20 protein-coding genes are annotated in these 26418 nt (G+C 30.1%); 19 read left to right on the plus strand and 1 reads right to left on the minus strand.

The window, feature by feature from the left end; genetic code table 11:
• The first annotated feature begins 63 nt into the window (after positions 1-63).
• The 10 genes from COL3_RS16070 to COL3_RS16115 all read left to right on the plus strand — a co-directional run bounded on the left by COL3_RS16070 (position 64) and on the right by COL3_RS16115 (position 10842).
• Positions 64-1884 carry an ABC transporter ATP-binding protein gene (locus COL3_RS16070; RefSeq protein ID WP_008425261.1) on the plus strand — a complete coding sequence of 607 codons (1821 nt, stop codon included), beginning with the start codon at positions 64-66 and terminating at the stop codon, positions 1882-1884.
• A gap of 7 nt (positions 1885-1891) precedes the next feature.
• Complete coding sequence (locus tag COL3_RS16075) at positions 1892-3655, plus strand: ABC transporter ATP-binding protein (protein WP_008425260.1); 1764 nt, start codon at positions 1892-1894, stop codon at positions 3653-3655.
• 95 nt (positions 3656-3750) lie between these two features.
• The gene (locus tag COL3_RS16080; protein ID WP_008425259.1) at positions 3751-4533 is read left to right on the plus strand and encodes a creatininase family protein; all 783 of its coding nucleotides are present in this window, start codon (positions 3751-3753) and stop codon (positions 4531-4533) included.
• A 193-nt stretch (positions 4534-4726) separates the two neighbouring features.
• Entirely contained in the window at positions 4727-7567 is a 2841-nt protein-coding gene (locus COL3_RS16085) for a glycosyl hydrolase 115 family protein (RefSeq protein ID WP_008425257.1), read from the plus strand.
• A 357-nt stretch (positions 7568-7924) separates the two neighbouring features.
• Complete coding sequence (locus COL3_RS16090) at positions 7925-8467, plus strand: hypothetical protein (RefSeq protein WP_008425256.1); 543 nt, start codon at positions 7925-7927, stop codon at positions 8465-8467.
• Between the two features lie 114 nt (positions 8468-8581).
• Positions 8582-9187, plus strand: coding sequence for a DJ-1/PfpI family protein (locus tag COL3_RS16095; RefSeq protein ID WP_008425255.1), 606 nt, complete (start codon positions 8582-8584; stop codon positions 9185-9187).
• Between the two features lie 7 nt (positions 9188-9194).
• Positions 9195-9479 carry an HAD family hydrolase gene (locus tag COL3_RS16100; protein ID WP_008425254.1) on the plus strand — a complete coding sequence of 95 codons (285 nt, stop codon included), beginning with the start codon at positions 9195-9197 and terminating at the stop codon, positions 9477-9479.
• Positions 9480-9534: 55 nt separating this feature from the next.
• Entirely contained in the window at positions 9535-9960 is a 426-nt protein-coding gene (locus tag COL3_RS16105) for a cytidine deaminase (protein WP_008425253.1), read from the plus strand.
• Between the two features lie 107 nt (positions 9961-10067).
• Positions 10068-10448 carry a DUF4440 domain-containing protein gene (locus COL3_RS16110; RefSeq protein ID WP_008425252.1) on the plus strand — a complete coding sequence of 127 codons (381 nt, stop codon included), beginning with the start codon at positions 10068-10070 and terminating at the stop codon, positions 10446-10448.
• Positions 10449-10566: 118 nt separating this feature from the next.
• Positions 10567-10842: a hypothetical protein gene (locus COL3_RS16115; RefSeq protein WP_099716661.1), complete on the plus strand. Its 276-nt coding sequence runs from the start codon at positions 10567-10569 to the stop codon at positions 10840-10842.
• Positions 10843-11034: 192 nt separating this feature from the next.
• Here the strand turns inward: COL3_RS16115 and COL3_RS16120 are convergent, their stop codons facing one another.
• Positions 11035-12069 (minus strand): LacI family DNA-binding transcriptional regulator, encoded by a 1035-nt coding sequence (locus tag COL3_RS16120; RefSeq protein ID WP_008425250.1) that lies wholly within the window; start codon positions 12067-12069, stop codon positions 11035-11037.
• A 450-nt stretch (positions 12070-12519) separates the two neighbouring features.
• On the opposite strand from COL3_RS16120, the gene COL3_RS16125 reads away from it, so the two are divergent.
• The 9 genes from COL3_RS16125 (at position 12520) to COL3_RS16165 (ending at position 26413) form a co-directional block, all read left to right on the plus strand.
• A complete protein-coding gene (locus COL3_RS16125) occupies positions 12520-13812 on the plus strand; it encodes an extracellular solute-binding protein (protein ID WP_035283619.1) in 1293 nt (430 codons plus the stop codon).
• A gap of 104 nt (positions 13813-13916) precedes the next feature.
• Positions 13917-15023: a sugar ABC transporter permease gene (locus tag COL3_RS16130; RefSeq protein ID WP_008425248.1), complete on the plus strand. Its 1107-nt coding sequence runs from the start codon at positions 13917-13919 to the stop codon at positions 15021-15023.
• Positions 15020-15880: a carbohydrate ABC transporter permease gene (locus tag COL3_RS16135; protein ID WP_008425245.1), complete on the plus strand. Its 861-nt coding sequence runs from the start codon at positions 15020-15022 to the stop codon at positions 15878-15880. Before COL3_RS16130 ends, COL3_RS16135 begins: the two co-directional genes overlap by 4 nt.
• A gap of 44 nt (positions 15881-15924) precedes the next feature.
• The gene (locus tag COL3_RS16140) at positions 15925-17580 is read left to right on the plus strand and encodes an alpha-glucosidase (protein ID WP_008425243.1); all 1656 of its coding nucleotides are present in this window, start codon (positions 15925-15927) and stop codon (positions 17578-17580) included.
• 63 nt (positions 17581-17643) lie between these two features.
• A complete protein-coding gene (locus COL3_RS16145; protein WP_008425242.1) occupies positions 17644-19416 on the plus strand; it encodes a methyl-accepting chemotaxis protein in 1773 nt (590 codons plus the stop codon).
• A 68-nt stretch (positions 19417-19484) separates the two neighbouring features.
• A complete protein-coding gene (locus tag COL3_RS16150; protein WP_008425240.1) occupies positions 19485-21152 on the plus strand; it encodes an alpha-glucosidase in 1668 nt (555 codons plus the stop codon).
• Between the two features lie 187 nt (positions 21153-21339).
• On the plus strand, positions 21340-23769 hold the full coding sequence (locus tag COL3_RS16155) for a histidine kinase N-terminal 7TM domain-containing protein (protein WP_008425238.1): 2430 nt from the start codon (positions 21340-21342) through the stop codon (positions 23767-23769).
• A 95-nt stretch (positions 23770-23864) separates the two neighbouring features.
• The gene (locus COL3_RS16160; RefSeq protein WP_008425235.1) at positions 23865-24986 is read left to right on the plus strand and encodes a serine hydrolase domain-containing protein; all 1122 of its coding nucleotides are present in this window, start codon (positions 23865-23867) and stop codon (positions 24984-24986) included.
• Between the two features lie 263 nt (positions 24987-25249).
• A complete protein-coding gene (locus tag COL3_RS16165; RefSeq protein WP_008425232.1) occupies positions 25250-26413 on the plus strand; it encodes a hypothetical protein in 1164 nt (387 codons plus the stop codon).
• Positions 26414-26418: the final 5 nt, after the last annotated feature.

Raw genomic sequence — 26418 nt, forward strand, 5'->3', positions numbered from 1 at the left:
ATTTATTAAATAAGTCAGTATAAGGCAATTCATCCAGTAATATTTAAAGAAAAGAGTGATTTTATGGAAGTACTAAAGTTTGGTTTTAAGTATTGGAAAAGGAATCTTCCTGAAGCTGTTATTATACAGCTTGTTAGCTACATTGCTATAATTGCAGATTTGCTGATTCCGCTGGTTTCAGAAATGTTTATTGATTACGTTATATGTGACAATAAACCTGCAAATAATGGTATATTTTCATTTATGCTTAGCGGAAAATATGGTGAGGTTCATTCGATGAAGCTCTTTTTCAGCTTAGCAGTTATATTTATAATTTTTCTTGTTGCAAGGATAATTCTTATTTATATTAAAAACACTAATAATCAGCGTCTTGGTCTCAAACTGGAGAGAGACTTGAGAGTGGTTACATTTCGAAAACTGATGGAGCTAGACAGTGAGTCTATTTCACAATACAACACAGGTGAATTATTAACAACTATGAATTCAGATACCATTATGTATAAGGAACTTTTTTGCAGAATGATTCCCAATATATTAGATAGTGTATTTGTTCTTATTACATGTGCATGTCTATTATCGCTTATTAACATAAGTCTTCTTGCCATTCCATTAATTATGATGCCCATTTTTGTCATTGCATTGAGAAATTTTAAGAGGGCAGCGAAGGTTAATTACAGCAATATTAGAAAGAGCAACAGTGAGATGAGTTTGAATGTTCAGGAGAATATTGAGGCAGTACGTCTGGTTCGGTCTTTCACTAATGAAGAAGTTGAAAAGAGAAAGTTTGATAAGAACAATGATAAAGTGAGAGAGTCGTATATCAACCAAATTAATCTATCAGCTAAGTTTGAAGTTATATTTAGTTCAATTAAGCAAATATCATATATTGGAACAATTGCAGTCAGCACAATTCTTGTTATAAAAGGATATATGCTTGTAGGATATCTAGTTGCATGTTCTAACTATGTACTTAAGATAATGGATCATATATCACAAATAAATAATACCTTATTTCAAATGCAGCAGCAGTTTGTTTCGGGACAAAAAATGATGAATTTCATTAGTTGCGAATCAAAGATAACTGATGGCGGGGGAAATTTAAAAATAAGCGGTATGCCTAACATTCGTGTCAAGAATGCATATCTTACTATGGAGGGAAATGAGGTACTCAAGGATGTCAGCCTTGATATTCCATATGGAAAAAAGATTGGTATAGTGGGAGGAACAGGAAGCGGTAAAAGTGTACTTTTAGAATCCTTAGTGCGCATCCATGATTTAACCAGTGGAACAATTGAGATAAATGGTAAGGATATAAGAGATTATTCTCTAAAATCTCTTAGAAATAAATTTTCATATGTATTTCAAGAAGTATTTCTTTTTTCAAATACAATTGATTCCAATATAGCATATGCTGAGCCTGAAATTGAAAAGGAACATGTAGTAAAAGCAGCAAAACATGCCCAAGCTCATAACTTTGTGAAAAAACTCCCTGTGGGATATGAGACAATTGTTGGAGAAAAGGGGATAGGTATCTCAGGAGGACAAAAGCAGAGGGTTTCTATAGCTAGAGCGCTTCTTAAGGATGCGCCTGTGCTTATACTTGATGATTCAACAAGTGCATTAGATGTTGATACGGAGAAGAAATTTCTTGCAGATATTAAAAAGTATTATCCAGATAAAACCATCCTCATTTCAGCTCACAGGATGTCATCAGTAATTGATTGTGATGAAATAATCTATATGTTGGATGGAATAATTTTAGAGCGAGGAACCTTTGATGAGCTCATGAAGCTTGGAGGACATTTTGCTAAGGTATATAAAATTCAAGAAGCACAGAGAAAATCAGTTATCGATTTTGATGCTCTAGCTGCAGGTGAGGTGTGAAGATAAGATGGCACAGAGAAACACATATTTTCAGGACGAAATTATACAGAAAAAATTTGATATAAAACAGTTTGGAAGAGTTTTACGATATATATTTCCTTATAAAAAGATTTTTCTACTTGTATGTTTTTTAATGCTTGTTTCGGCTACAGCCTCAATGATAGCGCCAATGCTACTTGGATATATTATTGACAATACAGTTATTTCGAAGGATTACAGGGAATTAACATTAATAATTTCAGGTTTTGTAGTGCTCTCAGCCATTGAAATAGGAATTACATTTGCTCATCAAAGGCTTATGGGTAAGGCAGGACACAATATAATTGCGAAGATAAGGAAAGATATATTTTATAAGTTGCAACAACTGCCATTTGACTATTTTGATTCAAGACCTGACGGTAAGATAGTTATTCGTGTTACTGATTATATTAATGATTTAGCTAACTTCTTTACCAACAGCTTATTGCTATTTCTCATTTATATAGTGAAGATAGTAGTTGTAACTGTATTTATGCTTGTAATAAGCCCTCAGCTTACAGCAATAGTTTTGGGAGCAGTTATACCAATGATGATATGTGTTTTTGGACTTAGGTATTCAATAAGGAAACTGTTTGCATATCATAGAGCAAGGCTTTCCAATAGAACGGCATTTCTTGTGGAATCTATCATGGGTGAAAAGATAGTTAAGAACTATAATAGAGTTGGTATGAATGAAGATGTGTATATGGAAGTTCACGATGCTAGTGCTAGAACATGGATGCAGATTGTTATGAGAAATGAACTTAATACACCAGCTGTTGAGGTATTTTGGAACCTTGGCACCCTCTGTTTATATGGAATATCACTATATATGATACTTCAAGGTAATAGCAGGATTGATGCAGGCACAATAGTCGCTTTTATCAGTTATATGAGTCTTTTCAGTGGTCCCCTTACACAAGTTGCTATTCTTATACAGCAATTGGCTCAAGTAAGCTCTAATTTAGAGCAGGTATTTGATACAATCGATTATCCTGTTGATATTGAAAGTAAAGATGGCGGAATTGAACTCAAAAACGTAAAAGGGCAGGTTGATTTTGATAATGTAACTTTTGCATATGAAGATGAAATAGATGTTTTGCAGGACTTTAACCTCCATGTGAAGCCAGGGGAAACTATTGCGTTAGTAGGACCTACAGGTGCAGGTAAGACAACAGTAATTAATACTATTACAAGATTTTATGATGTAAATAAGGGTAGTGTTAAGATTGATGGTATTGATGTAAGAGATGTTACTCTTGAGTCACTGCGAAGGGAAGTTGGTGTATTGATGCAGGATCCTTTTATATTTAAAGGAACTGTCATGGAGAATATAAGATATGGAAGGCCGGATGCTACAGATGAAGAATGTATTAAAGCCGCTAGAACAATCTTTGCAGATAGATGCATAAATAAAATGAAGGATGGATTTTATCAAATGCTGGAGGAACGTGGTGCAGGACTTTCAGCGGGGGAAAAACAGCTCATAAGTTTTGCTCGTATTATTCTTAAAAATCCTTCAGTTATTATATTAGATGAAGCAACAAGTTCTATAGATACAGAGACTGAGAATTTGATTAAAGAGGCAATGGATGTAATACTCAAGGATAAAACAGCATTTATAGTTGCACACAGGTTATCTACCATAAGAAATGCTGACAGAATTTTATATATTGCAAATAAGGGAATTGCTGAGGAAGGAACTCATGAGGAGCTTATGAAGCTTAAAGGGTTATATTATGCTTTAAATTAAAGTTACATTAAAAAAGATTTCTGGAAATTTTGTGGTAAGAATAATGTTAAGTCACAATTGTAATATGATGCAATACAAGGAGGAAAATTAAGAAAATGGATGGTACAGAATTAAAATTTGGTATTCAATCTGATTTATCAGTATTTGCTGATACGTTAGTTGAAATGACATGGGAAGAGGTAAAAGGATCAGGTGAAAGTGGAGATAGTGTTATATTTCCAGTTGCAGTTGTTGAGGCTCATGGACCTCATATGGATTTAAGTGCAGATATTTATTATGCATATCTATTTAGTAGATTTCTTAAAAAGAATCTATGTGAAAAAGGTGTTAATACTGTTATTGCACCACCATATTATTGGGGAATTAATAGTGCAACGAAGAAATATCCAGGTTCTTTTACAGTTCGTCCAGAAACATTTAAAGCGATTATGTTTGATATTTTTAGTTCTCTTAAAGAGTGGGGATTTTCCAAGGTGTTTATAGTAAATGCTCATGGAGATAATAAACATACTGATGCAATTGAAGAATCTATAAATGAGATTAAGCAAAAGTTAAATATGCAAGTTTACCGTATGGATAACTTAGATATACAAATAGAAAATAAACCTGACTTCCCAGGACAAAGAGAAGATCGTTTTGAGCCGGATATACATGCTGGATCAATTGAAACAGCGACAATGTATGCATTTTATCCTCAAAAAGTTAGGAAGGAAATTGCTTTAAAATTGAAACCACAAAAAGAATTTGATCCTTTTGCATATTGCGGAGACCCTGCTAGTTTCATTTTTGAAAAAAATATTATTGAATATTTCCAAGCAAATGTTGAGTTAGATTCCTTAAAAATAGAAACTATACTTAATAATGATAAGAATATTTAGTGTAGGTAGTAATAATTATGATACCTTATCAAAAAAGATTTATATAAATCAGATAAGAGGGATTTTATCTCTTTGAATATGAAAAGATAGTATCTAAATAAGATGAAAATGGTTTAAATTTCTAGATTATTTTTTGAATAATCTAGGTGAAAAATATTGATTTGTAAGTTATGGAAGGAGCAAAATAAGTAGTATGAAAAATATTACAATCGCAGCTGATGGAAAAGCAGCTGTCATATATATAGATTCAAAAGGAAAAGATTACAATGGTTTAAAGCTTGTAGCAAGCTCTTTCGCTGAAGATATTAATTTGGTTACTGGAGCAACTCCAGAAGTGGTAAGTGCTGCAGAAGAATTAAAAGAAACAGTAGTCATTGCAGGCTCGATAGGAAATAATGACGTAATAGATTCATTAATCAAGAAAGGAATAATTGATGTATCTGAAATAAAGGATAAGCGTGAATGCTATAAGACACAGGTTGTTGAAAGGCCAATTGAAGGCGTAGATGTAGCTGTTGTTATTGTAGGAAGTGATAAGAGAGGAACAATTTACGGCATTTATCGAATTTCAGAATTAATTGGAGTAAGTCCATGGGTTTATTTTGCAGATGTTATGCCAGCAAAAAAATCTGAATTGATTTTTTCAGAAAAGGAGTTAAATATCACTTCTAAAGAACCATCTGTAAAATATAGAGGTTTCTTCTTAAATGACGAATGGCCATCATTAGGGTCGTGGGTAACTGGTGCCTTTGGAGACTTTAATGAAGAATTCTACGACAAGGTATTCCAATTGATTCTTAGATTAAAAGGAAACTTTATGTGGCCTGCTATGTGGAGTGCTGTATTTAGTGAAAATGGGAAAAGCTATCCTTTAGCTAATGCGGAACTTGCTGATGCATATGGTATTGTAATGGGTACTTCTCATCATGAGCCAATGTTTCGAGCGGGTGAAGAATGGAAGAATATTAACAGTCAGTATGGTACAAACCCAGTATGGGATTTTTCTAGCAATGCAGAGGCGATAACAAAGTTTTGGGAAGATGGATTAAAACGTAATAAGCACCTTGAAAGCATCATTACTTTAGGAATGAGAGGAGAACAAGATTCAGCATTAAAAGGTTCTGAAGAAGAAAACATTGAACTTTTAAAGGATATTATCAGAACACAAAAGCGTTTATTAAAGGAACAAGGTCTTGAGGATGCACCTCAGGTTCTAACTATATATAAGGAAGTAGAAAAATATTGGTATGGTACAGATAAGGCAGAGGGGCTAAGAACTTGGGAGGTGCTGGATGATGTAACAATTATGCTGGCAGATGATAACTTTGCTAATGTCCGCACGCTTCCAACAGAAGCAGAACGAAATCGTAATGCTGGCTGGGGAATGTATTACCATTTCGATTATCATGGAGGCCCACGTTCTTATGAATGGGTGAATACAACTCCTCTTGAAAAAGTCTGGGAACAGATGACTATGGCTTATGATTATGGTGTACGTGATATATGGATTGTTAACACTGGAGATTTAAAGCCTAATGAATTTCCGGTTTCCTACTTCTTGGATTTAGCCTATGACTTTGAAACTTGGGGTGTTAATGGAAGGAATAAAACCAAGGAATATACAAAGAAGTGGACTGAACAGCAATTTGGAAATGCTGGTAACGCAGATATATTAGATGGAATTGAAAATATATTAACAAGCTATACTAAGATGAGTGGATGTAGAAAACCTGAGGTTACTTTTGCTGATACATATAGCTATATGAATTATAATGAAGCACAAAGAGTGCTGGAAAAAGCAATTGATTTAGAGAACAAAGCTAAGAGATATTACGATCAGATGCCAGAAGCTTACAAGGATGTATACTATCAATTAGTATATTATCCAGCAGCATTTGCAAATGTTGTTAAAATGCAGATATATGCAGGATTAAATAATCTATATTATAAACGAAAAAGTGCTCTTGCAAATTCCTATGCCGCATTGGTAGAAGAATGCAAAGTAAAAGATATTGATATGCAGGCTTATTACAATCATAATATGTCTAATGGTAAGTGGAAGGGAATGATGAGTTCTCCTCACATAGGATATATGGAATGGAGCCCTGATAGCTGGACTTATCCCGAAATTTACAATATTCCTTTAAAAAATGGAAGTGTAATGATTGTAGATGTACAAGGCACCGAAGAAGCATACTGTTCTGGTAAAGCAGTTCTACCAGCCTTTACGAACTTGGTTAAAGAAAGCTATTACATTGTTATTAGCAATGGCGGAAGTACAGAATTTGATTATAAAGTGGAAACTTGTGCAGATTGGATAAACGTAGATAATGTGCAGGGAACTATCTCTGATGGAATAAAAATTAAAGTTTCAATAGATTGGAACAAAATATTCAAGACATTAAGTGGTTTCATAGATATTTCGGGCGCAGGAGAAACAGTAAAGGTGAATGTTATTGCCGAAGTCATAGATACTACAGATCTGCCAAATATGTGCTTCGTTGAGACCCATGATGTGATTTCTATTGAAGCAGAACATGTAGTAAATAACGTTGCAAAATATAATGTGGAATGGAAGGCACTTGAAAACTATGGACGTACTTTCTCCTCAATGAAGATGTTCCCTACAACTGTGTCTTTTGAAAAAGCAGAAGATGCACCATATTTGGAATATGTATTAAGGGTAAATGAGGATGCAGAGTATACTCTAACAACCTACGTTGCACCAACAAATAATCTATCTAAAAACAGCAGATTAAAATATGCTGTAGCTTTTGATGATGAAACACCAGTTATAGCTGATGCTCTTCCAAAGGATTTCATTGCTGGCGATTATGATAACTATGTTTGGTGTAATGCAGTATTGGATAACATTCATATAACCACTACTACTCATAAATTAACTAAGGGAATACACACACTCCGCTTCTATGGATTAGATGCGGGATTAGTATTGCAAAAGCTGGTTTTATCAAAAGGAAAACTTCCAAATTCGTATTTTGGACCAGAAGAGAGTTTTTATATAGTCAAATAATAAACCAAAAGTTTTTCTATAAATAAATAACAAGTTCAAAGCCGCCATGGAAGATGGTCTGACAAGTGGATTTGTTATTTTTTTGAATGTGCTTTAGACAATTCCAATGGAACAGAGCACGGAAAGTTTCATATATGTGTAACACAATAAATCATATAGATTAAATTATGAAAAATGCTGATTTAATATAAAAAATTTTGTAATAATTATAATTTATATGTTTCTTTATTAAATAGCATTTGGTAAGATGTACTAAATTGATATATGTATTCGTAGAGCTTTGGTGTGATTTAAGTTTGTAGCTACTGCACCAATGTTAGATATTATGTATCGGTTTATAGAAAGGAAATAATGCAAATGCGAAGGAAAAAAATTATTTTTACTGCTGTTACTTTAATAATTTTAATTATATTATCTATATTTTTTACAGAAAGAAGCAATAAAGATGTAAAAGTAGAAAGTACAGATTTAAGTTTAGAAAGTATTAGTGGCATATCCCTATTAGAAAAATATGATTCAGGTAAAGTTGCTCAAATATTAGGTAATAATGTAAGGAAATCAATTATAAATAATGATAGTAATTATGAATATGTTTCAAATGATTTTATCGTAGATTTAGAAGTAGATAAGAATAAAAACATAGTTGCAATTTCAATGGTTACTTCACAGAAAAACAACATTAAAACAATAAGAGGAGTAACAAATAGTTTTTCTTTTAATGATGTAACAAAATTATATGGGCAAAATTATGTCAAAAAGCAATGGAAAGATGATATGGGTAGCGGAGATGGTACTTCTATCACATATTTTGATAAAATCAATAGATACAAAATTGAATTTGGATTTTCTAAAATTCAAGATAATGAAACTATGAGTAATATAAGTTTTTCGGTATATTAACTGATAATATTCAAAAAGGGGACATTAGAATAAATACATCACAATAAAGTAATATATAAGCGATTAAGTAGGTTCAGAATAATAAATTATTGTAAATAGAAAGGTGAGGATATTATGATTTATAGAGTAGATATACTTTTATTCGATAAGTTTGAAACATTAGATGTATTTGGGCCAGTAGAAGTATTTGGAAGATTGCCTGATATTTTTAAATTAAATTTCATATCCTTCAATGGAGGAATAGTTAAAAGTTCACAAAATGTAAGGGTAGATACAAATTTATATACAAATGAAAATAATATAGAGAAAATTTTATTTGTGCCAGGTGGAAGCGGAACCAGGGAAAAAGTTAATGAAGTTATTTTTACTGAATTTATTAGAAATATGGCAAGTGAGTCAAAATATATACTTAGTGTATGTACTGGCTCTGCTTTGCTCGCTAAGGCTGGAATATTAAATGGGAAAAGAGCAACAAGCAATAAAAAAGCATTTAAGTGGGTTGTAGAACAAGGTGAAAATGTGAATTGGATAAAAGAAGCGAGATGGATAAATGATGATAAAATATATACATCATCAGGAGTATCAGCGGGGATAGATATGGCACTCGGTTTCATTGGAGATCTTTTTGGAAAAGAAAAAGCAATGGAAATTAGCAAAAGTATTGAATATATATGGAATGAAAATAGTGAATATGACCCATTTGCTAAAATGTATGAATAAGTAATATATGATTAAACAGTATTTTACTGACATTATTACTGCTGGAGAAGTTGGTGTTTCAAAACCAAATAAAAAATTATTTAATAGAGCTTGCGACAGGGTTAATAAAGAGCCACGGGAATGTTATTATATCGGTGATGACTTACACCCTTGTAAAGATGCAGGTATGAATGGTATTTGGCTAAATCGAAAGTTTGAAACATTGATAATTTATAGCATAGATATAATTTATAATATGATTGATTTAAAAAACATATTGCAATTAAAATACTTGTGCTTATATTGTAAGTAAATACGTATTATAAGTTCATGTGTTTAGTATAAAAATTTAAAATAGGAGATAAAAAATGGAACAAGATATATGGCAAGTATTATATGAAAAAGCAAGAGAAGTGCAAAAGTCGAGAGTAATTTCACCATTTATTGAAGCAGGTGGTGTAGCAAGTGCAATTCTAACGAGAAGTGGAAATATATATGTTGGGGTTTGTATTGATACAGCATCAACTCTTGGAATGTGTGCAGAGCGTAACGCGATTGCCAACATGATAACTCATGGAGAAAGTAAAATTGATAAAGTGGTTGCTATTGTAGAAGATGGTAGCGTAGGTTCACCGTGTGGAGCGTGCAGAGAATATATGATGCAGTTAGATAAAGATAGTTCTGAAATAGAAATATTAATAGATTATGAGACCAGAAAAACTGTTAGATTAAAAGATTTAATTCCAGATTGGTGGGGTACTTATCGCTTTAATAATTCAGATATGAGAGTATAATTTAGAGCTGGATTAGTTATTAATATTATTAAAAAATGTATGAATAAAACCTGATAGTTATTGCGCCGTAATTAATTTTAATAAATTAAAGGGATGAGATAAAAAAGATGGAATCAATTGAAATGCTTATAGTACAGAATGAAAATGAGTTATTGAAGTCAGAAATAAGAAAATCACCACAAAAAATAAAAGAAATATTAGCGGATGATTTTATTGAGTATACAAGTTCAGGAAGTGAGTATCATTATAAAAGTGGGGATGTTTTTCAAGAACAAAATGATAGTAACGAGTTATTTGGGCAAATTATAGATTTTAAAATAAAACAGTTATCAGATAATTGTATATTGGCAACATATAAGTTAGTAAAACATAATGAGTTAAATGAAAATAAGAAATATTCACTTCGTAGCTCTATATGGAAGTGTTTTGATGGAAGATGGAAAATGATTTTTCATCAAGGCACATTAACTGCTGGAGTCAATTTGTAGAGGAGCACAAAAAAATGAAGAATTTAATTAGATTAAGTGAATATAGTAGAAGTGATGTCGAAAATATTTTTCACATTGCGGATGAATTGCAAAGAGGGAAATATAAGGAGTTAACCACATAAAAAATTTAAAAGAAGCTATTAAAGAAAAAGACATAATTTGCACAGATTCGTTAAGTGGTGATAAATTAGAGGTCTTTGGAGAATATCAAGTTACATTAGAATTGATGAAGAGTGCTAACGAAAATGCAATATTAAATCCTTGTCCGCCATTTTATCGTGGTGAGGAAGTGTCAGCAGAGGCTATAAATAGTGATTATTTTATAGGTTATTCTTTTAAAAAATATTTATTAGAAATACAACAAGCAATAATAATTTATAGTATTTTAAATTAAGAAACTTATGCTTGTCAAAAAGATTATGAACATAGTACCATGAACCCCGGGAAAATCGAAAATGATTTTCGTGGGGCATTTTAAATTTTAACTTAAGTATAGAAATAAATATGTTTTATCAGCATATGGATTTAATCAGATATATGCTTGATTAACCTCTTTTGGTACTATAAGAGCTTGTTGAATATGTAACTATTTATTATTAGACAGTTGACTTACAGATTGACGTTCAACAATTTCTACATCTAAAGTTATTCTATTATTTGTTACAGAGCCTTTTTCTATATATTCTACAAGAAGATTAACAGCAGCTGTTGCTTTTGCTTCTATGTCTTGAGAAATTGTAGTTAGTTTAGGCGTGACATAAATAGATGGTAATTGATTATCAAAACCAATAATTGATAAATCATTAGGGACAATCATACCATTTAATTTTGCGCCTTCTATAATACCAATTGCCATAATGTCGGCTGTAGTAAATACAGCTGTAACGTCAAACTCTTTATTGCATATAGCTCTTCCTAAATCAATTCCTCTTTCATAATTAGGCTCTACATCTACTACAAGGTTTTCGTCAAATGGAATATTAAATTCTGATAGCGCTTTTTTATAACCTTCTAGTCTTTGAAGAATTTGATGAATTGGGGCATTGTTTTTATGGCATGGGCCGGCAAATAGTATTTTTCTATGACCGTTATTTAGAAGATGACGAGTAGCTATATAGCCGCCTTTAAAGTCATTTATACCAACACTTATTATATTATCCATTTCTGAATAACTATCTAAGAATACCATTGGAAGTTTATTTTCTTTTAGTATGGAATAAATAAGATTATCGTAATCTGGCATTAAAAATATAGCACCATCCATATTCCAATTTTTAATTAACGCAGATATATCTGACACATCTTTAACGGAACGTATCATCAAATAGTATCCGTTTTCACGAACTACATTTTGTATAATTCCAAATAATTCACTAATGTAAGGATCATTGAATAAATTTTTAAATGAACCTTTAATAGGAACTATTGCACCTATTATTTTTGAAGATTTAGCTGTTAAGCTTCTTGCGGTAAGATTAGGAACATAATTATATTTTTCTATAATTTTTTGTATTCTTTCTATATTTTTTTGAGATACTTTTGAGTGATTTCCATTTATTACATTTGAAACTGTCATAATACTAACACCAGCTTCGGCAGCGATATCTTTTAGTGTAATCATAATTACCTCCTAGTTTAGCGATATACTAATTATTATATATACCTATAATAATATATATCATATGTTATTGCAATGATTGTAAATTTATTATGTTTATAAAGTAATACATAATAAAATCTTTTTTATATTATTAATATTTTAAAAACGTGAATTTAACTAATGATAACGGCTTACAAGATAATTAAAGGATATATAGTATTGCGTATAAATAGGTAAATCCCATTGTTTAAATATTCCTTTATTAGTTGTAGTAGGCATATGTGCTATGAAATATAAAAATGTAATTATTAAAGATAAAAATATTTATGAAAACGATTGACAGGTATCTGAAATAATGTTAATCTTTTAATAAGGTTTAGCGCTAAACTGAATACCCCTAAATAGGTATAATTAAATATGACTTTTTATTTAAGACTAGATTTAAATAAATATGTATATGAGGTGAAAGATATGAGAAAAAAGGTGTTGGCAGCAATATTAGCAGGCACTATGGTGATCGGTTCTTTGACAGGGTGTGGAAGTAGTTCAAGTCAAACTGGTACTGATTCCAAAACATCAACAGGAAATAGCGGAGCAATCCGTTTTGTAAATACAAAAATAGAGATTGATAAACCACTTAAAGAGTTTGCAAAAAAATATCAAGAAAAGACAGGACAAGAAGTTGATATAGAATCTCTTGGCGGCGGTGTAGATGTTAATGGGCAGCTTAAAAATTATTTAGCTGCAGGTAATATGCCTGATATTTATGCATTTGGACCAGACTCTTATGCTTCATTTAAAGATTATTTAACAGATTTAAGTGATCAACCATGGGTTAAGGACACTGATTTTGCTTTTAAAGGTGATGATGGCAAGGTTTATGGATTTCCATTTGCTATTGAAGGAATCGGCTTAGTATATAATGCAGATATTTTAAAGAAGGCAGGTATAGATCCAAAAACTTTAACAAATATAAATGCATACCGCGAGGCATTTAAAAAAATTGATAGCATGAAAGATCAACTTGGTATTCAAGCAGTTGCTTCTGTAGCAGCAGAATCAGGGCAAATGTATTGGTCAACTGGTAATCATATTATGGGAGCCTATTTATCAGAAGGTTTAGATAGAAAAGATAAGAAATATATTGACCTATTAAATAAAGGACAGTTAGATGATGAACGTTTTGGAGAATTTGCTGATTATGTAAAACTATTATTTGATTATGCAGATAAAAACGTTTTAATATCTGGAACTTACGATGATCAATTAGCATTGTGGGCAAAAGGAAAAACAGCCTTCATTACTCAAGGAAACTGGATTGATCCTTCTTTATCAACATATGATGTGAAATTTGATTGTGGTATTGCACCACCAGCTTTTACTACAAAAGACACACCAGGTATTCTAGCAGATGCACCAGCGTATTGGGGAATTTATAAGGATAGTAAAAAAATTGATGCATGTAAAGAATTCCTTAAGGCCTTTGTCTCTACAGAAGAAGGACAAGCATGTCTAACTAAAGATTGTGGTATGGTTTCGCCATATAAATCAAATACACTTCAACCTGACTTACCTCTAGCAAAGAGTGAAAGTAATTACATTAAAAATAATCAAACTTATGCATGGGATTGGACACATATGAAGGATGGTATTGCTATGAACGCTACAGCACCTGTATTTGAATTATATGCAAAAGGACAATTAGATAAAGATGGTTTTATAAAATCAATGAAAAAAGCAGTGGCTGATTACGTATCCAAATAATAATTGTAGTTTGAAATTATATAGGCTGCTTACATGAGGTAGCCTATATTAAATTATATACCTTAATTAGAAGTGTAGATAAAGTACTTGGAAGGAGGAAGAGCATGAGTGTAAATATGAATAATTATGATAATATTTCTACGGATTATTCGAGTTTAGGGGGAAAAAGAGTGGTATTAAAAACAAAAAAATTGCTTTCTGGTGGGATAATATTGGTTGGAATTTTAGCTATGATTTTTGCACTATATTTAGATATTACAGGCAGCAAAAATACCATGCGTGGTTCTATATTAATTATAGGTGCTTTATTAACGATTTTAGGTGTATATTGTTTTCCGACTAGGAGACATCGAATGATAATTAATATTTTATTTTTATTTCCATTGCTATTTGCATTTTTTGTAACTGTATTAATACCTTTTGTGTGTGGTGTATTTTATTCTTTTACCAATTGGAACGGAATTAAGTTTACAGAATTTGTTGGATTAGGTAATTACATTAGCATGTTTAAATCTGAGGATTATGTGTATTCATTTATAGTAACTTTTATTTTTACAGTTATTAATATGATTTTAGTAAATTCAGTAGCATTTGCTTTGGCATTATTTTGCACATCTAAGGTAAAAGGAAAAAATTTTTATCGTGCAGCTTTTTTCATACCCAACTTAATTGGTGGAATTGTCTTAGGGTATGTATGGCAGTTTATTTTTAATAAAGTATTCACAATTGTTATTAGTGGCAGCGCATCTATGCTGACTGATCCTAATTTAGCATTAATGGCAATTTTGATGGTTAGTATTTGGCAGTATGCAGGATATATTATGATGATTTATGTTACAGGCTTGCAAAATGTACCTCAAGATATTCTTGAAGCATCCAGTGTAGATGGTGCAAATAGTTTAATAACTTTATTTAAAATTAAAATACCAATGATTGCTAATACATTTACAGTTTGTATATTCTTAACCCTTGTTAATTCGTTTAAACAGTTTGATTTAAATTTGGCAATAACTAATGGTGCTCCTAGTAGAATTCTAAGTGGTAATGTTGTACAATCTACAGAATTTTTAGCTTTAAATATTTATAATACTGCAATTGGTAAAAATCAATACGCTCTTGGTCAAACGAAAGCGGTTATATTCTTTATTATTTTGGCAATTGTATCATTAACTCAAGTATATATAAGTAAAAAGAAGGAGATAGAAGTATGATGAAAGTAATAAAAACGAAGACTTTAATCGGAGAAATTATTGGTATTATTCTTGCACTTGTAATTCTTTCACCTTTCATTTTGGTAATACTCAATTCAGCTAAGACTAGTGCTGATATTGTAATTAACCCTCTTTCTATACCAAGTAAATGGGGACAGATATTTACAAATTTTAATAATGTTATGCATAATGATAGTTTTAATTATTGGAAATCCTTTTTCAGCTCATTATTTATTACTATAATTTCACTGGCTGTAGTCTCAACATTCTCTGCAATGACAGCTTGGGTGCTTTGTCGTAATAAGACTAAATGGTCTGGTTTCATTTTTATGCTTCTTGTGGCCGCTATGGTTATTCCTTTTCAGGTAGTTATGCTTCCTTTACTTTCAACATTCAGAAGCATATCTGACTTTTTTGGAATTCAAATGCTCCAAAGTTATCAGGGAGTAATATTTGCATATCTAGGATTTGGCGGAAGCATGTCAGTATTTATTCTTCATGGATTTATAAAAGGTATTCCACGTGAATTGGAGGAAGCAGCATGGATTGATGGCTGTAGTCCAGAAGGTACTTTTTTTAGAATTATATTTCCGCTATTAAAGCCAGTGCAAATGACAATTTTGATTTTAAATGGTATCTGGATTTGGAACGATTATCTTTTACCATCATTGATGCTTGGATTAAATGGTAAAATAAAAACTCTTCCAGTAGCAGTAAGTGCTTTTGTAGGATCTTATGTAAAGCAATGGGATTTAATTCTTTCAGCTGCATTTTTAGCAATGATACCGATTATTATATTATTCTTATTTGCCCAAAAACAGATTATTAAAGGTATAGTAGACGGAGCAATAAAATAGGACCCTGGGTTTTTGATTAAATGATTGATGTAGGAGGTAACAAAATGGAAAAAGCATGGTGGATGGATAAGGTTGTATATCAAATATATCCAAGAAGTTTTAAGGATAGCAATGGAGATGGTATAGGGGATTTAAACGGAATTATAGAGAAATTAGATTATATTAAAGAATTAGGAATTGATGTTATATGGTTATCTCCAATTTATGAGTCTCCTAATGATGATAATGGTTATGATATTAGTAACTATCAAAATATTATGAGTGAATTTGGGACAATGGGGGATTTTGACAGGTTACTTCAAGAGGCCCATAAACGTGATTTGAAGATTATGTTAGACTTGGTTGTAAATCATACTTCTGATGAACATCTGTGGTTTGAGGAAAGCAGAAAATCAAAAGATAATGAATATAGAGATTATTATATTTGGAGAAATGGAAAAGGAAATAATCCTCCAAATAACTGGGGATCAGATTTTAGCGGCTCTGCATGGGAGTATGATAAAGCAACAGATATGTATTATCTACACATTTTCTCTAAAAAACAACCAGATTTAAACTGGAAGAATCCAAAAGTAAGAAATGAAGTTTACACTATGATGAAATGGTGGTGTGATAAAGGAATAGACGGTTTCCGTATGGATGTTATTAATATGATTTCTAAGGTAGAGGGATTACCAGATGGGGAGAAAAAAGAAGGGGAACTTTATGGGGATAAAGCTCCATATGTTATAAATGGACCTCATGTTCATGAATATTTGCAGGAAATGAATAAGGAAGTATTATCAAAGTATAAACTTATGACAGTAGGGGAAATGCCACTTGTTACGGCTGATGATGCAAAACTTTATACAGGATTTAATAGAAACGAATTAAATATGGTATTTCAATTTGAGCATATGGATGTAGACAAAGAGGGAAAAGAACGTTGGACAGATAAGAAATTCAAGTTAGTTGAATTAAAAAAGATTTTATCAAAATGGCAAACAGAGCTACATGGATGTGGATGGAATAGCTTGTATTGGAACAATCATGACCAACCAAGAACAGTATCAAGATTTGGAAATGATAAAGAATATAGAATAGAATCAGCAAAAATGTTAGGAACCTGTTTGCATATGTTACAAGGAACACCATATATCTATCAAGGCGAAGAACTCGGAATGACAAATGTGAAATTTGACAAAATTGAAGAGTACAATGATATTGAAAGTGTAAATGCTTATAAAGAATATACTGAAAAGCGAGGCGTGGATCCAAGTGAAATGCTTCGATATGTTCAGATTAAGAGTAGAGATAATGCAAGAACTCCAATGCAGTGGGACAATAGCGAAAATGCTGGATTTACCACAGGCAAGCCATGGCTTAAGATAAATCCAAATTATAAAGAAATAAATGCTGCATCACAGATAAATGATCCAAATTCTATTTTTAATTATTATAAAAAATTAATTGAGCTTCGTAAAAAATATGAAATTATTATTTTAGGAAACTATGAATTATTACTCCCAGAAGATGATAAGATTTTTGCATATAAGCGTCACTATAATGGACAAACAATGCTAGTAGTATGTAATTTTTCAAAAGAAATCTTAAGTTTCCCTTTCGATGAAGTAATAAATAAAAATTGTATTATAAGTAACTATGATAAGAATGATGATAAAAAATTAAAACCATACGAGGCAAGAGTGTATTTATACTAATAATAAAGCACATTACAGATTAACATTATTTGATATGGAGGTAAATAAAGGGGAGGTATTTGCATGAATAATAAATCCCGAAAACAAAGAATTTCCAAAAAAAATAATAAAAATATTAAGAAACGATTATTTAAAAATGTCACTATTATTAGAAGTTTTATTACCATTTGTGTTATTTCAATTTTGACAACATTAGCTATTGGAACAGTATTTTTTATCACTATTAATACTACGCATAATAATGTTAAGCTTATGTATGAAAATTGTCTTCAGAGACAAATGCTATTAAGTTCTGTTAATACACATTTAAGTGTCTTGAGGAATAACATACCGAGCCAATTAGAGTATCCAAGTAATTCAAATAGAGGTGTTATCAGTAAGGAACTTGATGGTATTTCTGCAGATTTAGATCAATATAAGTCATTAGAATTAATAAGTAATAGCACTAAAGCGGATGCTTCAATAGAGGAAGTTTTTGCTGCTTTTAAAAATAGTTGTGCTGATATTACAAATATTAGAAATAATGATAGTCCTGAAGATAATACGAAAAACGCATATAAAACTAATTTTGAAGCAAATCAATTTAAATTTTTAAATGCTATTTTTGCAGGAGTTATGCAGAATAAAAGTGATGCTCAGCAATTATTCAATCAAATTAATAAAGCGTATTCAAATAATATTATTATTTTTGCTGCATTATTTTTTATTTCAGTTATATTAATATTCTTAATTGCAGTTGTAGTTATAAAATTGTTAAAGAAATCAATTTATTCCTTTAGTGGAATCTTAAATACTTTAGCTTTAGGAGATTTTACAATTGATATTGAAACAGAGGAAAAGTCTGAAATAGGAGTAATGAAAAAAGAACTAGCTGCAACTATAAGCTCAATTTCTAATATTTTAAAATTAATTAAGGAAGGTGGCTTATTAACTTTAGGAAAGTCTAAATCCTTAGCATCAATTTCAAAAGAAGTGGATTCCACAATGCAGGAGCTTTCTGCCGCAGTGCATGATATAACTGATGGTGCTTTAATTCAATCAAATGAATTGATAGTGATAAATAATACATTTTCTAAATTAGGGGATGAAATTGAAAGTATATTTAAATTAATCAAAGATGTAGATAAAAATACAAAATCAGTTAATAATATGGCTCAAAGCAGCAATGATAATATGTCTACTTTGATTGAAGCAACTAATGATATAAGTAACGCTTTTAATAATGTTAGTGAAAAAATTCGAGAATTAGGCGTAAAAATTTTGAAGATTAATAAGATTGTAGATGTTATAAATAGTATTGCAGAAGAAACAAATCTATTGTCATTAAATGCATCAATTGAGGCAGCTAGAGTAGGTGAAGCGGGCAGAGGATTTGCAGTTGTAGCTGAAGAAATTAGAAAATTAGCAGATCAATCGAAGAGTTCGTCTAATGATATTAATAAGTTGATTAAAGATATATCTGAAGAAACAAACACTGTCGTAAATACTACAAATGAAGTTAATGAAGATTTAAAACAGCAAATAGATATTATAGAAAATTCAATCAATGATTTTAGGCAAATAATTAATGCTATTAATGCTATTCTTCCGCAAATTGAGGAGATAAATTTAACGGTTGAAAATATAAATAATGAAAAAAATCAAATTGTTGAAAAAATAGATTCAACAGCTAGCATAGCAGAAGAAAATTCAGCTTCATCTGAGGAAATAGCAGCTTCCATTCAAGAGGTTACTACATCAACTGAAAGCTTAGATAATACGGCACAATTACTTGAAGAGAACTCTAAAAAGCTTATTAATCAAGTGAATAATTTTAAACTAAAAGAAGATACATAATGCAGAAAAAATCTGCGTTTTTGATTAAGTTCAAATAAATACTGAATTGAGCAAGGAGGTTTTAAATCATGAAAAAATGGTGGCATGATAAGGTTGCATATCAAATATATCCAAAAAGCTTTTGTGATGCTAATGGGGATGGCATTGGAGATTTAAGAGGTATAATAAGTAAACTTGATTACCTTAAGAATTTAGGTGTAGATATAATTTGGATTTCGCCAATTTATTGTTCTCCAATGGCAGATCAGGGCTATGATATTTCTGATTATTATAATATTGATCCAAGGTTTGGAACAATGGAAGATATGGACGAATTACTTAGTGAAGCTAAAAAAAGAAATATGTATATATTAATGGATTTGGTGGTTAACCATTGTTCAGACAAACATGAATGGTTTAGAAAAGCATTAGAAGATCCAGATGGAGAATATGCAGATTATTTTTATATTCGTGAAGGAAAAGGGGACAAACCGCCTTGCAACTGGCGATCTTACTTTGGAGGAAGTGTATGGGAAAAGATACCTAACACTAATAAATATTATCTTCACTTTTTCGCAAAAGAACAGCCTGATTTAAATTGGGAGAATCCAAAGTTAAAAAATGAAATATATAAAATGATTAATTGGTGGCTTGAAAAAGGACTCGCAGGATTTAGAATAGATGCAATTATTAATATAAAAAAGGATTTAAGATTTGAAGATTTTCCAGCTGATAGAGAAGATGGTCTTTGCAGCATAGGTAGAATGTTAGAGACTGTAGATGGCGTTGGAGATATGCTAAATGAATTAAAGGAAAAAACCTTCAAAATATATGATGCCTTCACAGTTGGAGAAGTATTTAATAGTAAAGAAGGTGAACTTGATAAATTTATAGGGAAAGATGGTTATTTTTCTTCGATGTTTGATTTTGAACTTGAGCTTTTAGGTAAAAGTGAACTAGGTTGGTATGATAATAAGAGTTTTACACCAAATGAAATAAGAGACAGTATTTATAAAAGTCAACTAGAAGCTATAAATGTAGGCTTTAAGGCTAATATCATTGAAAACCATGATGAACCGAGAGGTGTAAGCCGCTTTATTTTAGAGGAAGATTTAAATAATGAAAGTAAAAAAATGCTTGGAGCAATATCTCTTATGCTTAGAGGTATACCATTTATTTATCAAGGGCAAGAAATTGGAATGACAAATAATCATTTTAAATCTATAGAAGAATTCGATGATATTGCCACAATAGATCAATATAATGTGGCAATTGAACAAGGATACAGTGAAGAAGAAGCACTAAGGATTATAAATACATATAGCAGGGACAATTCAAGAACGCCATTTCATTGGGATGATAGTGAAAGTGCGGGCTTTACAGTCGGAAAACCTTGGCTCAAAGTTAATAATAAGTATAAAACAATTAATTTAAAATCGCAAATTGGAGACGAAGATTCATTATTTAATTTTTACAGAAGCCTTATAGCGTTAAGAAAATCAGAAGAATTTAAAGAGGCTATTGTATATGGTGAGTTTATACCTATATTACAGAATTACGATAATTTAATTGCTTTTTATAGAGAAGGATCATTAAAAAAAATAATGTTAATAGCAAATTATCAAAAGAAAGAACAAACAATTAAGTTGCCTAAGCCATATAGTCAAGTACTTCTTAACAATTATAAGGATGTAAAATATGAAAATGATAGTATAATTCTACAAGGATATCAAGTGCTTATTCTTGAAATAATATAAAGAAAGACAACTATTTTAATAATTTAATAGCATGAAATTAAAATATAATTAATATGCTCCCTTTTTAGATGTGTTCTTATAAAGGGGGTATTTTAATTTTAATAAGAAAGTATTTTAAGCTAAAAATTAATTCTATATAGATTTGTAAAAAATGTTTAGTATAATTATATACAGGTGAGGTGGTGTTTTGAACGTTAATAATTATTTTAGTTTGACTCTTTTAGTGTCATCAGTAGTATTGATTGTTATAGGGTATTTTTCATGGAAAAGGAATAAACTATATGTATCTATGTGTTTATTTCCTGTATCAATCTATGAATTCGGATATGCCTTTGAAATATTAAGTACAAGCATTGAAACTGTGAAGTTTTGGATAAAAGTAGAATATATTGGAATAGCGTTTTTACCTGTAGTCTGGTTAATGTTTGCACTTAATTTTAATGGCTATGAAGAGAAATTAAAAAAGAGTAATTTAATGTTACTTTATATTGTTCCCGTAATTACATTAATAATGAATTATACAAATGATTCTCATCATTTATTTTATACAAATTTATATATGAATAATAGTGGGATTTTTCCAATAGTAGAAATAATAAAAGGTCCTTTTTACTGGATCAATATTGCTTATACATATGCGTTAATGCTTATAGGGTTAATAATTTTTATTTTGTCCTATTTTAAAGCAGTACCAATTGTAAGAAAACAAATAATGCTATTAATAATAGCGTGGATAATTCCATGGATTTCAGATATTATTTATATGCTTAAATTAATACCTTTTAATTTGGATTTATGTCCAATAGCATTTTCTTTTTCAGGAATAATTTCTAGTTATGCTATATTAAATTTTAACTTATTAAAACTTACGCCAATAGCTTTGGAAAAAGTTTTTTCTAATATGTTAGATGGAGTTATAATAATTGATTCTGAAAATAATATAGTTAACTTTAATAATTCATCTAAAAATATTATTTCGGAATTGAAATATATAAAGGTTGGTGACAAGAAAATAGATGAGGTACTGAAGGAGTATGAAGAAGTACTGAAAGCTTTAAATAAAAATTCTTATGATGAAAGTTTAATAACAATAAAAATTAATGAACAATTGAGATACTTTAAGGTAAATATAAATAATATATATAGAAAAAATGGTGACATTATTGGGAAGATACTGATTTTCAATGATGTTACTGAAATTGAGCTTCAGAGAAAAAAGATAAGCGATAATCTTAAGTTCCTTCAAACACTTATGAATGCTATTCCTCATCCAATATATTCTAAGGATGAGCATGGAGTATATAATCAATGTAATACGGCATTTACCGAATTTTCAGGATTAAGGAAAGATGAATTTATAGGGAATACTTCTTATGAAGTGTTTGGAAAGAATCTTGCAGAAATCTATAATGAATCTGATAGAAAGCTAATTAAGAATAATGGAACTCAAGTTTATGAATCAAAGCTTATTCATAAGGATGGTACATATCATGATGTGATTTTTAGCAAATCAGTTGTTGTAGATGATCGCGAAAATAATAAAGGTTTAGTTGGAGTAATAATAGATATTACAGAAGAAAAGAAAAATAGAGAAAAGGTGAATAAGCTATTAAAGTTAAAGGAATCAATAGTAAAGATCGGCTATTCTATTAATGAAATAACTGATATTAATAATTTGCTCCAATTAATATTAGATAAAGCCATTAATTGTATTGATGAGAGAAATAGTGGTTCTATACTTCTTTTAGATGAAGATAAGAATCTGAAAATAGCTGTAGCTAGAGGTTATGATCTAGAAGAGATTAAAAAATTTTCAATTAAGCTTGAAGAACATCGGTTATGGTTTAATAACGGAGAAAAAATAAATGAAACTGTTATTTTTAATAATATTGATAAATTTGAAAATATAAAGATGTTAAATACAATAGAAGAAAGAAAAATAAAATCTGCCATTAGTTCACCGATTATTATAGATGGAAGATTATATGGATTTTTAAATATTGACAGTATTCATAATGATGCATTTAATGAAGGAGATATAGAATTGATGGAGTATATGAGAAATCAGGCTTCCATTGCAATTGCTAAGCATAAGCTTTATGAAGAAACGTTGTATTTATCTAGATACGATAAATTAACTAATATATATAATAGAAGTTATTTTGAACAATTAGTTTATTCAAATATTTATAATGAAAATGCAGTTGAAAAAGAATTTTTTGTAGTAGTTTTTGATTTAAATAATTTAAAATTAGTAAACGATAGTTATGGCCATTCAAGCGGGGATAGTCTAATAAAAACATTTTCCAGAGGCTTAAGCAGTTTAACTGGGAATTCTGACATTATAGGAAGATTTGGAGGAGACGAATTTGTAGCAATTTTCTTTGATGTGGATTATAAAAGCCTAGTGAATAAATTTGAAGAATTGGCTGAAAACTTTAGGAATAATCCAATAGTAGTTGAAAATAAGACAATTGTTTGCAGCTATAGTTACGGAATTGTTAACTTCCCGGAAGATGGAATAAAATTTGATAGCTTATTAAAACTTGCTGATGAACGTATGTATGAATATAAGCGTATAGTAAAAAGTAGAGAAGGTGTAACTAAAATAACGTGAATTTGGGAATAATTTAAAAATAGTAGATCAATATGCTTGACTATTATTTTTAGGTGTATCTGAATCAATATTTTAGTTTTTAAGGAATGTAGTTTATGATGAAAAAAATCAAATTATATTTAATAGCTTTAACAACTGTGCCTACATTATTGTTAAATGGATGTGCAAGTAATCAATATAATGAAATAAAAGTTTTAAAAGAAAGCACGAATGGAATTAATAGAAATATTCAATCGAAAATAATTGATTGCATTGATGATTATTCTAAAGATAATGAATTTAGTGGGGCAATTCTCGTAGCACAAGGCAGCAATATAATATTAAACAGAGCGTTTGGAATGGCTGATTATGATAACAATATAGAGAATACAACACAAACAGTTTTTGAAATTGCATCCATAACAAAACAGTTCACAGCTACAGCAATTTTGATGCTTCAGGAAAAGAAACTTTTAAACGTTGAAGATTCCCTTGATAAATATATCCCAGATTACCCTAACGGTGATAAAATAAAAATTTATAATCTTCTTAACCATACATCAGGGGTTCATGATTACGTTCAGTTAGCTAAATCTATAGAAAGCGGAGAGCATACATATACGTTAGAAGAACTTATTGAATTATTTAAAAACGAACCTCTTGATTTTGAGACTGGAACAGAATTTGGATATAGCAATTCAAATTACATATTACTTGGATATATAATAGAAAAGGTATCAAAAATGAAATATGAAGCTTATATAAAAGAAAATATACTAAGGCCTCTGAATTTAAGAGATACAGGATTTTTAAGTGATAAAGCTGCTGTAAAGAACAAAGCAATTGGATATTATACAATAGATAAGAATAACAATGAATATGAAAAGGCAATTGATACAGAAGGTCCAATTATAGCTTCAGCTGGAGAAATATATTCAACAGCAGAAGATTTATATAGATGGGAAGAAGCTTTATTTTCTGAGAAAATAATTAATAAAGAATCTTTAAAAGAAATGTTTACTCCTGGTTTAACAAGTTATGGTTTTGGGTGGTCTATTGATGAAAGCTCCGAGGGAAATAAGATTGTTTCCCATGGTGGAAATCTACCTGGATATACTTCATATGTAGGAAGAAATCTTAATAAGAAATACTTAATTATTATTTTAAGTAATAGAGATGACGATCCGTATGTTAGCTATATTTACGAAGGAATAACAAATGTTTTAGAAAATAAATAATATAAGAAATAGATGATCTTGAAGGCTGTGCCTTGCAACATTAAACTAAAGCAAATTCTCGACAACACTAATGTAGTGTTGTCGAGAATTTTCTGTGTCTTAACAATAAATTTTTTCATTATTATCATTAATTTTAGATGAAGTGACCATGTACAATAATAATTTAAATTATGATACAATTAGATAAAAATGTAATTTATATTACAGATTACAAAAGAAATAATAATTTATATTTACATTATGAATAGCAGATGGAGGGCAATATGGATAATACAATATCATTTATTTTAGGGGCAGTAGCAGGGTTTTTTATTAATAAATTTCTTGAGGTTGGTACAAAAGTTGCTGCTAGTAAAATTAAGCTTAGAAGATTAAAGAAAAAATTAACAGGTATTCAATCAATTGATGAAAAATTAAATATAGTAACTCTTTCGTCAGGAGTGCCCAAATATAACTTAAAGGACTGCATTACTATTAAAAATTCTAATAAGAGTATATACATTGATTTTCCTGAAGATAAGAAACTATTACTAGATAGGGAGATTAGCTTTCATACAGATATTTCATTTAATGGTCAAAGTAACTTTGAAGATATAGTTAAACAAACAGGTATAGAAAATTTAGTAGAATTAATCAATAAGCACCGAAATAAAGTTGCTGATGATTTTATTAATAAAAAGAATGGATGTCATTTCAATGGTGAAAAATATGGGGTTTATAGTATAGAGACTAATGATAGAAGGGGAAATGAGGAGGAACCTATTGTTAATTTAAAGACATTTACAACAGATTATTTTACTCATAAGATTTTTAAAGAAATCTATAAGGAATTAGTAAGTAAAAATCACGATATTTCAAAAGTAAATGATGTTAGACAATTAGGAAGATATAATGTATTTAATACTTCACTAGGTGTCAATGGAATAGTTAAAGTTAATTCCCAAAAAGGTAAATCTTTTATTTTAACAAAGAGATCCAATAAAGCGACAACTAATAATGGTGAAGAGTGGTATGGAACAAGCTTTACTGAAGGAATTTCCCAAACAGACTATGATTATTCTAAAAATGTTGTGAGTCTGATAACAGGAATAAAAAGAGGATTAGAAGAAGAAATTGGAATACCTACTGAAGGATATTATAGTAGTGATAACATAGAAGTATATGACTTTTTCTTAGAAAAAGAATTCTTTGAAATCGGCGTAACTTGTAGTATTACATTAAATGAAAATATTAATTTTGAAGAGCATGTGAAAGATCTACCGGCTAAGGATAAGTCGTTAGAGACAAGTGAAATTTTCACAATAGAAAATTCAATGAAAAGTGTAAGGAGATTTTTAGAAGAAAGAAAAGATGAAATTTATTCTAGGTCAGCATATACGATCCATTCAGTAGCTATCAGAGAGTATGTGAATAACATATTTATTTAAAATTA

It is taken from the genome of Clostridium sp. LS, from assembly GCF_002760435.1.
GTDB lineage: Bacteria > Bacillota > Clostridia > Clostridiales > Clostridiaceae > Clostridium.

Bases quoted from the DNA above. Each gene is read 5' to 3' on its own strand.
- COL3_RS16080 (WP_008425259.1), top strand. From the start codon at position 3,751: ATGGATGGTACAGAATTAAAATTTGGTATTCAATCTGATTTATCAGTA.
- COL3_RS16100 (WP_008425254.1), top strand. From the start codon at position 9,195: ATGATTAAACAGTATTTTACTGACATTATTACTGCTGGAGAAGTTGGT.
- COL3_RS16140 (WP_008425243.1), top strand. From the start codon at position 15,925: ATGGAAAAAGCATGGTGGATGGATAAGGTTGTATATCAAATATATCCA.
- COL3_RS16135 (WP_008425245.1), top strand. From the start codon at position 15,020: ATGATGAAAGTAATAAAAACGAAGACTTTAATCGGAGAAATTATTGGT.
- COL3_RS16120 (WP_008425250.1), bottom strand. From the start codon at position 12,069: ATGATTACACTAAAAGATATCGCTGCCGAAGCTGGTGTTAGTATTATG.
- COL3_RS16075 (WP_008425260.1), top strand. From the start codon at position 1,892: ATGGCACAGAGAAACACATATTTTCAGGACGAAATTATACAGAAAAAA.
- COL3_RS16160 (WP_008425235.1), top strand. From the start codon at position 23,865: ATGATGAAAAAAATCAAATTATATTTAATAGCTTTAACAACTGTGCCT.
- COL3_RS16125 (WP_035283619.1), top strand. From the start codon at position 12,520: ATGAGAAAAAAGGTGTTGGCAGCAATATTAGCAGGCACTATGGTGATC.
- COL3_RS16110 (WP_008425252.1), top strand. From the start codon at position 10,068: ATGGAATCAATTGAAATGCTTATAGTACAGAATGAAAATGAGTTATTG.
- COL3_RS16105 (WP_008425253.1), top strand. From the start codon at position 9,535: ATGGAACAAGATATATGGCAAGTATTATATGAAAAAGCAAGAGAAGTG.
- COL3_RS16090 (WP_008425256.1), top strand. From the start codon at position 7,925: ATGCGAAGGAAAAAAATTATTTTTACTGCTGTTACTTTAATAATTTTA.
- COL3_RS16150 (WP_008425240.1), top strand. From the start codon at position 19,485: ATGAAAAAATGGTGGCATGATAAGGTTGCATATCAAATATATCCAAAA.
- COL3_RS16145 (WP_008425242.1), top strand. From the start codon at position 17,644: ATGAATAATAAATCCCGAAAACAAAGAATTTCCAAAAAAAATAATAAA.
- COL3_RS16130 (WP_008425248.1), top strand. From the start codon at position 13,917: ATGAGTGTAAATATGAATAATTATGATAATATTTCTACGGATTATTCG.
- COL3_RS16165 (WP_008425232.1), top strand. From the start codon at position 25,250: ATGGATAATACAATATCATTTATTTTAGGGGCAGTAGCAGGGTTTTTT.
- COL3_RS16085 (WP_008425257.1), top strand. From the start codon at position 4,727: ATGAAAAATATTACAATCGCAGCTGATGGAAAAGCAGCTGTCATATAT.
- COL3_RS16070 (WP_008425261.1), top strand. From the start codon at position 64: ATGGAAGTACTAAAGTTTGGTTTTAAGTATTGGAAAAGGAATCTTCCT.
- COL3_RS16095 (WP_008425255.1), top strand. From the start codon at position 8,582: ATGATTTATAGAGTAGATATACTTTTATTCGATAAGTTTGAAACATTA.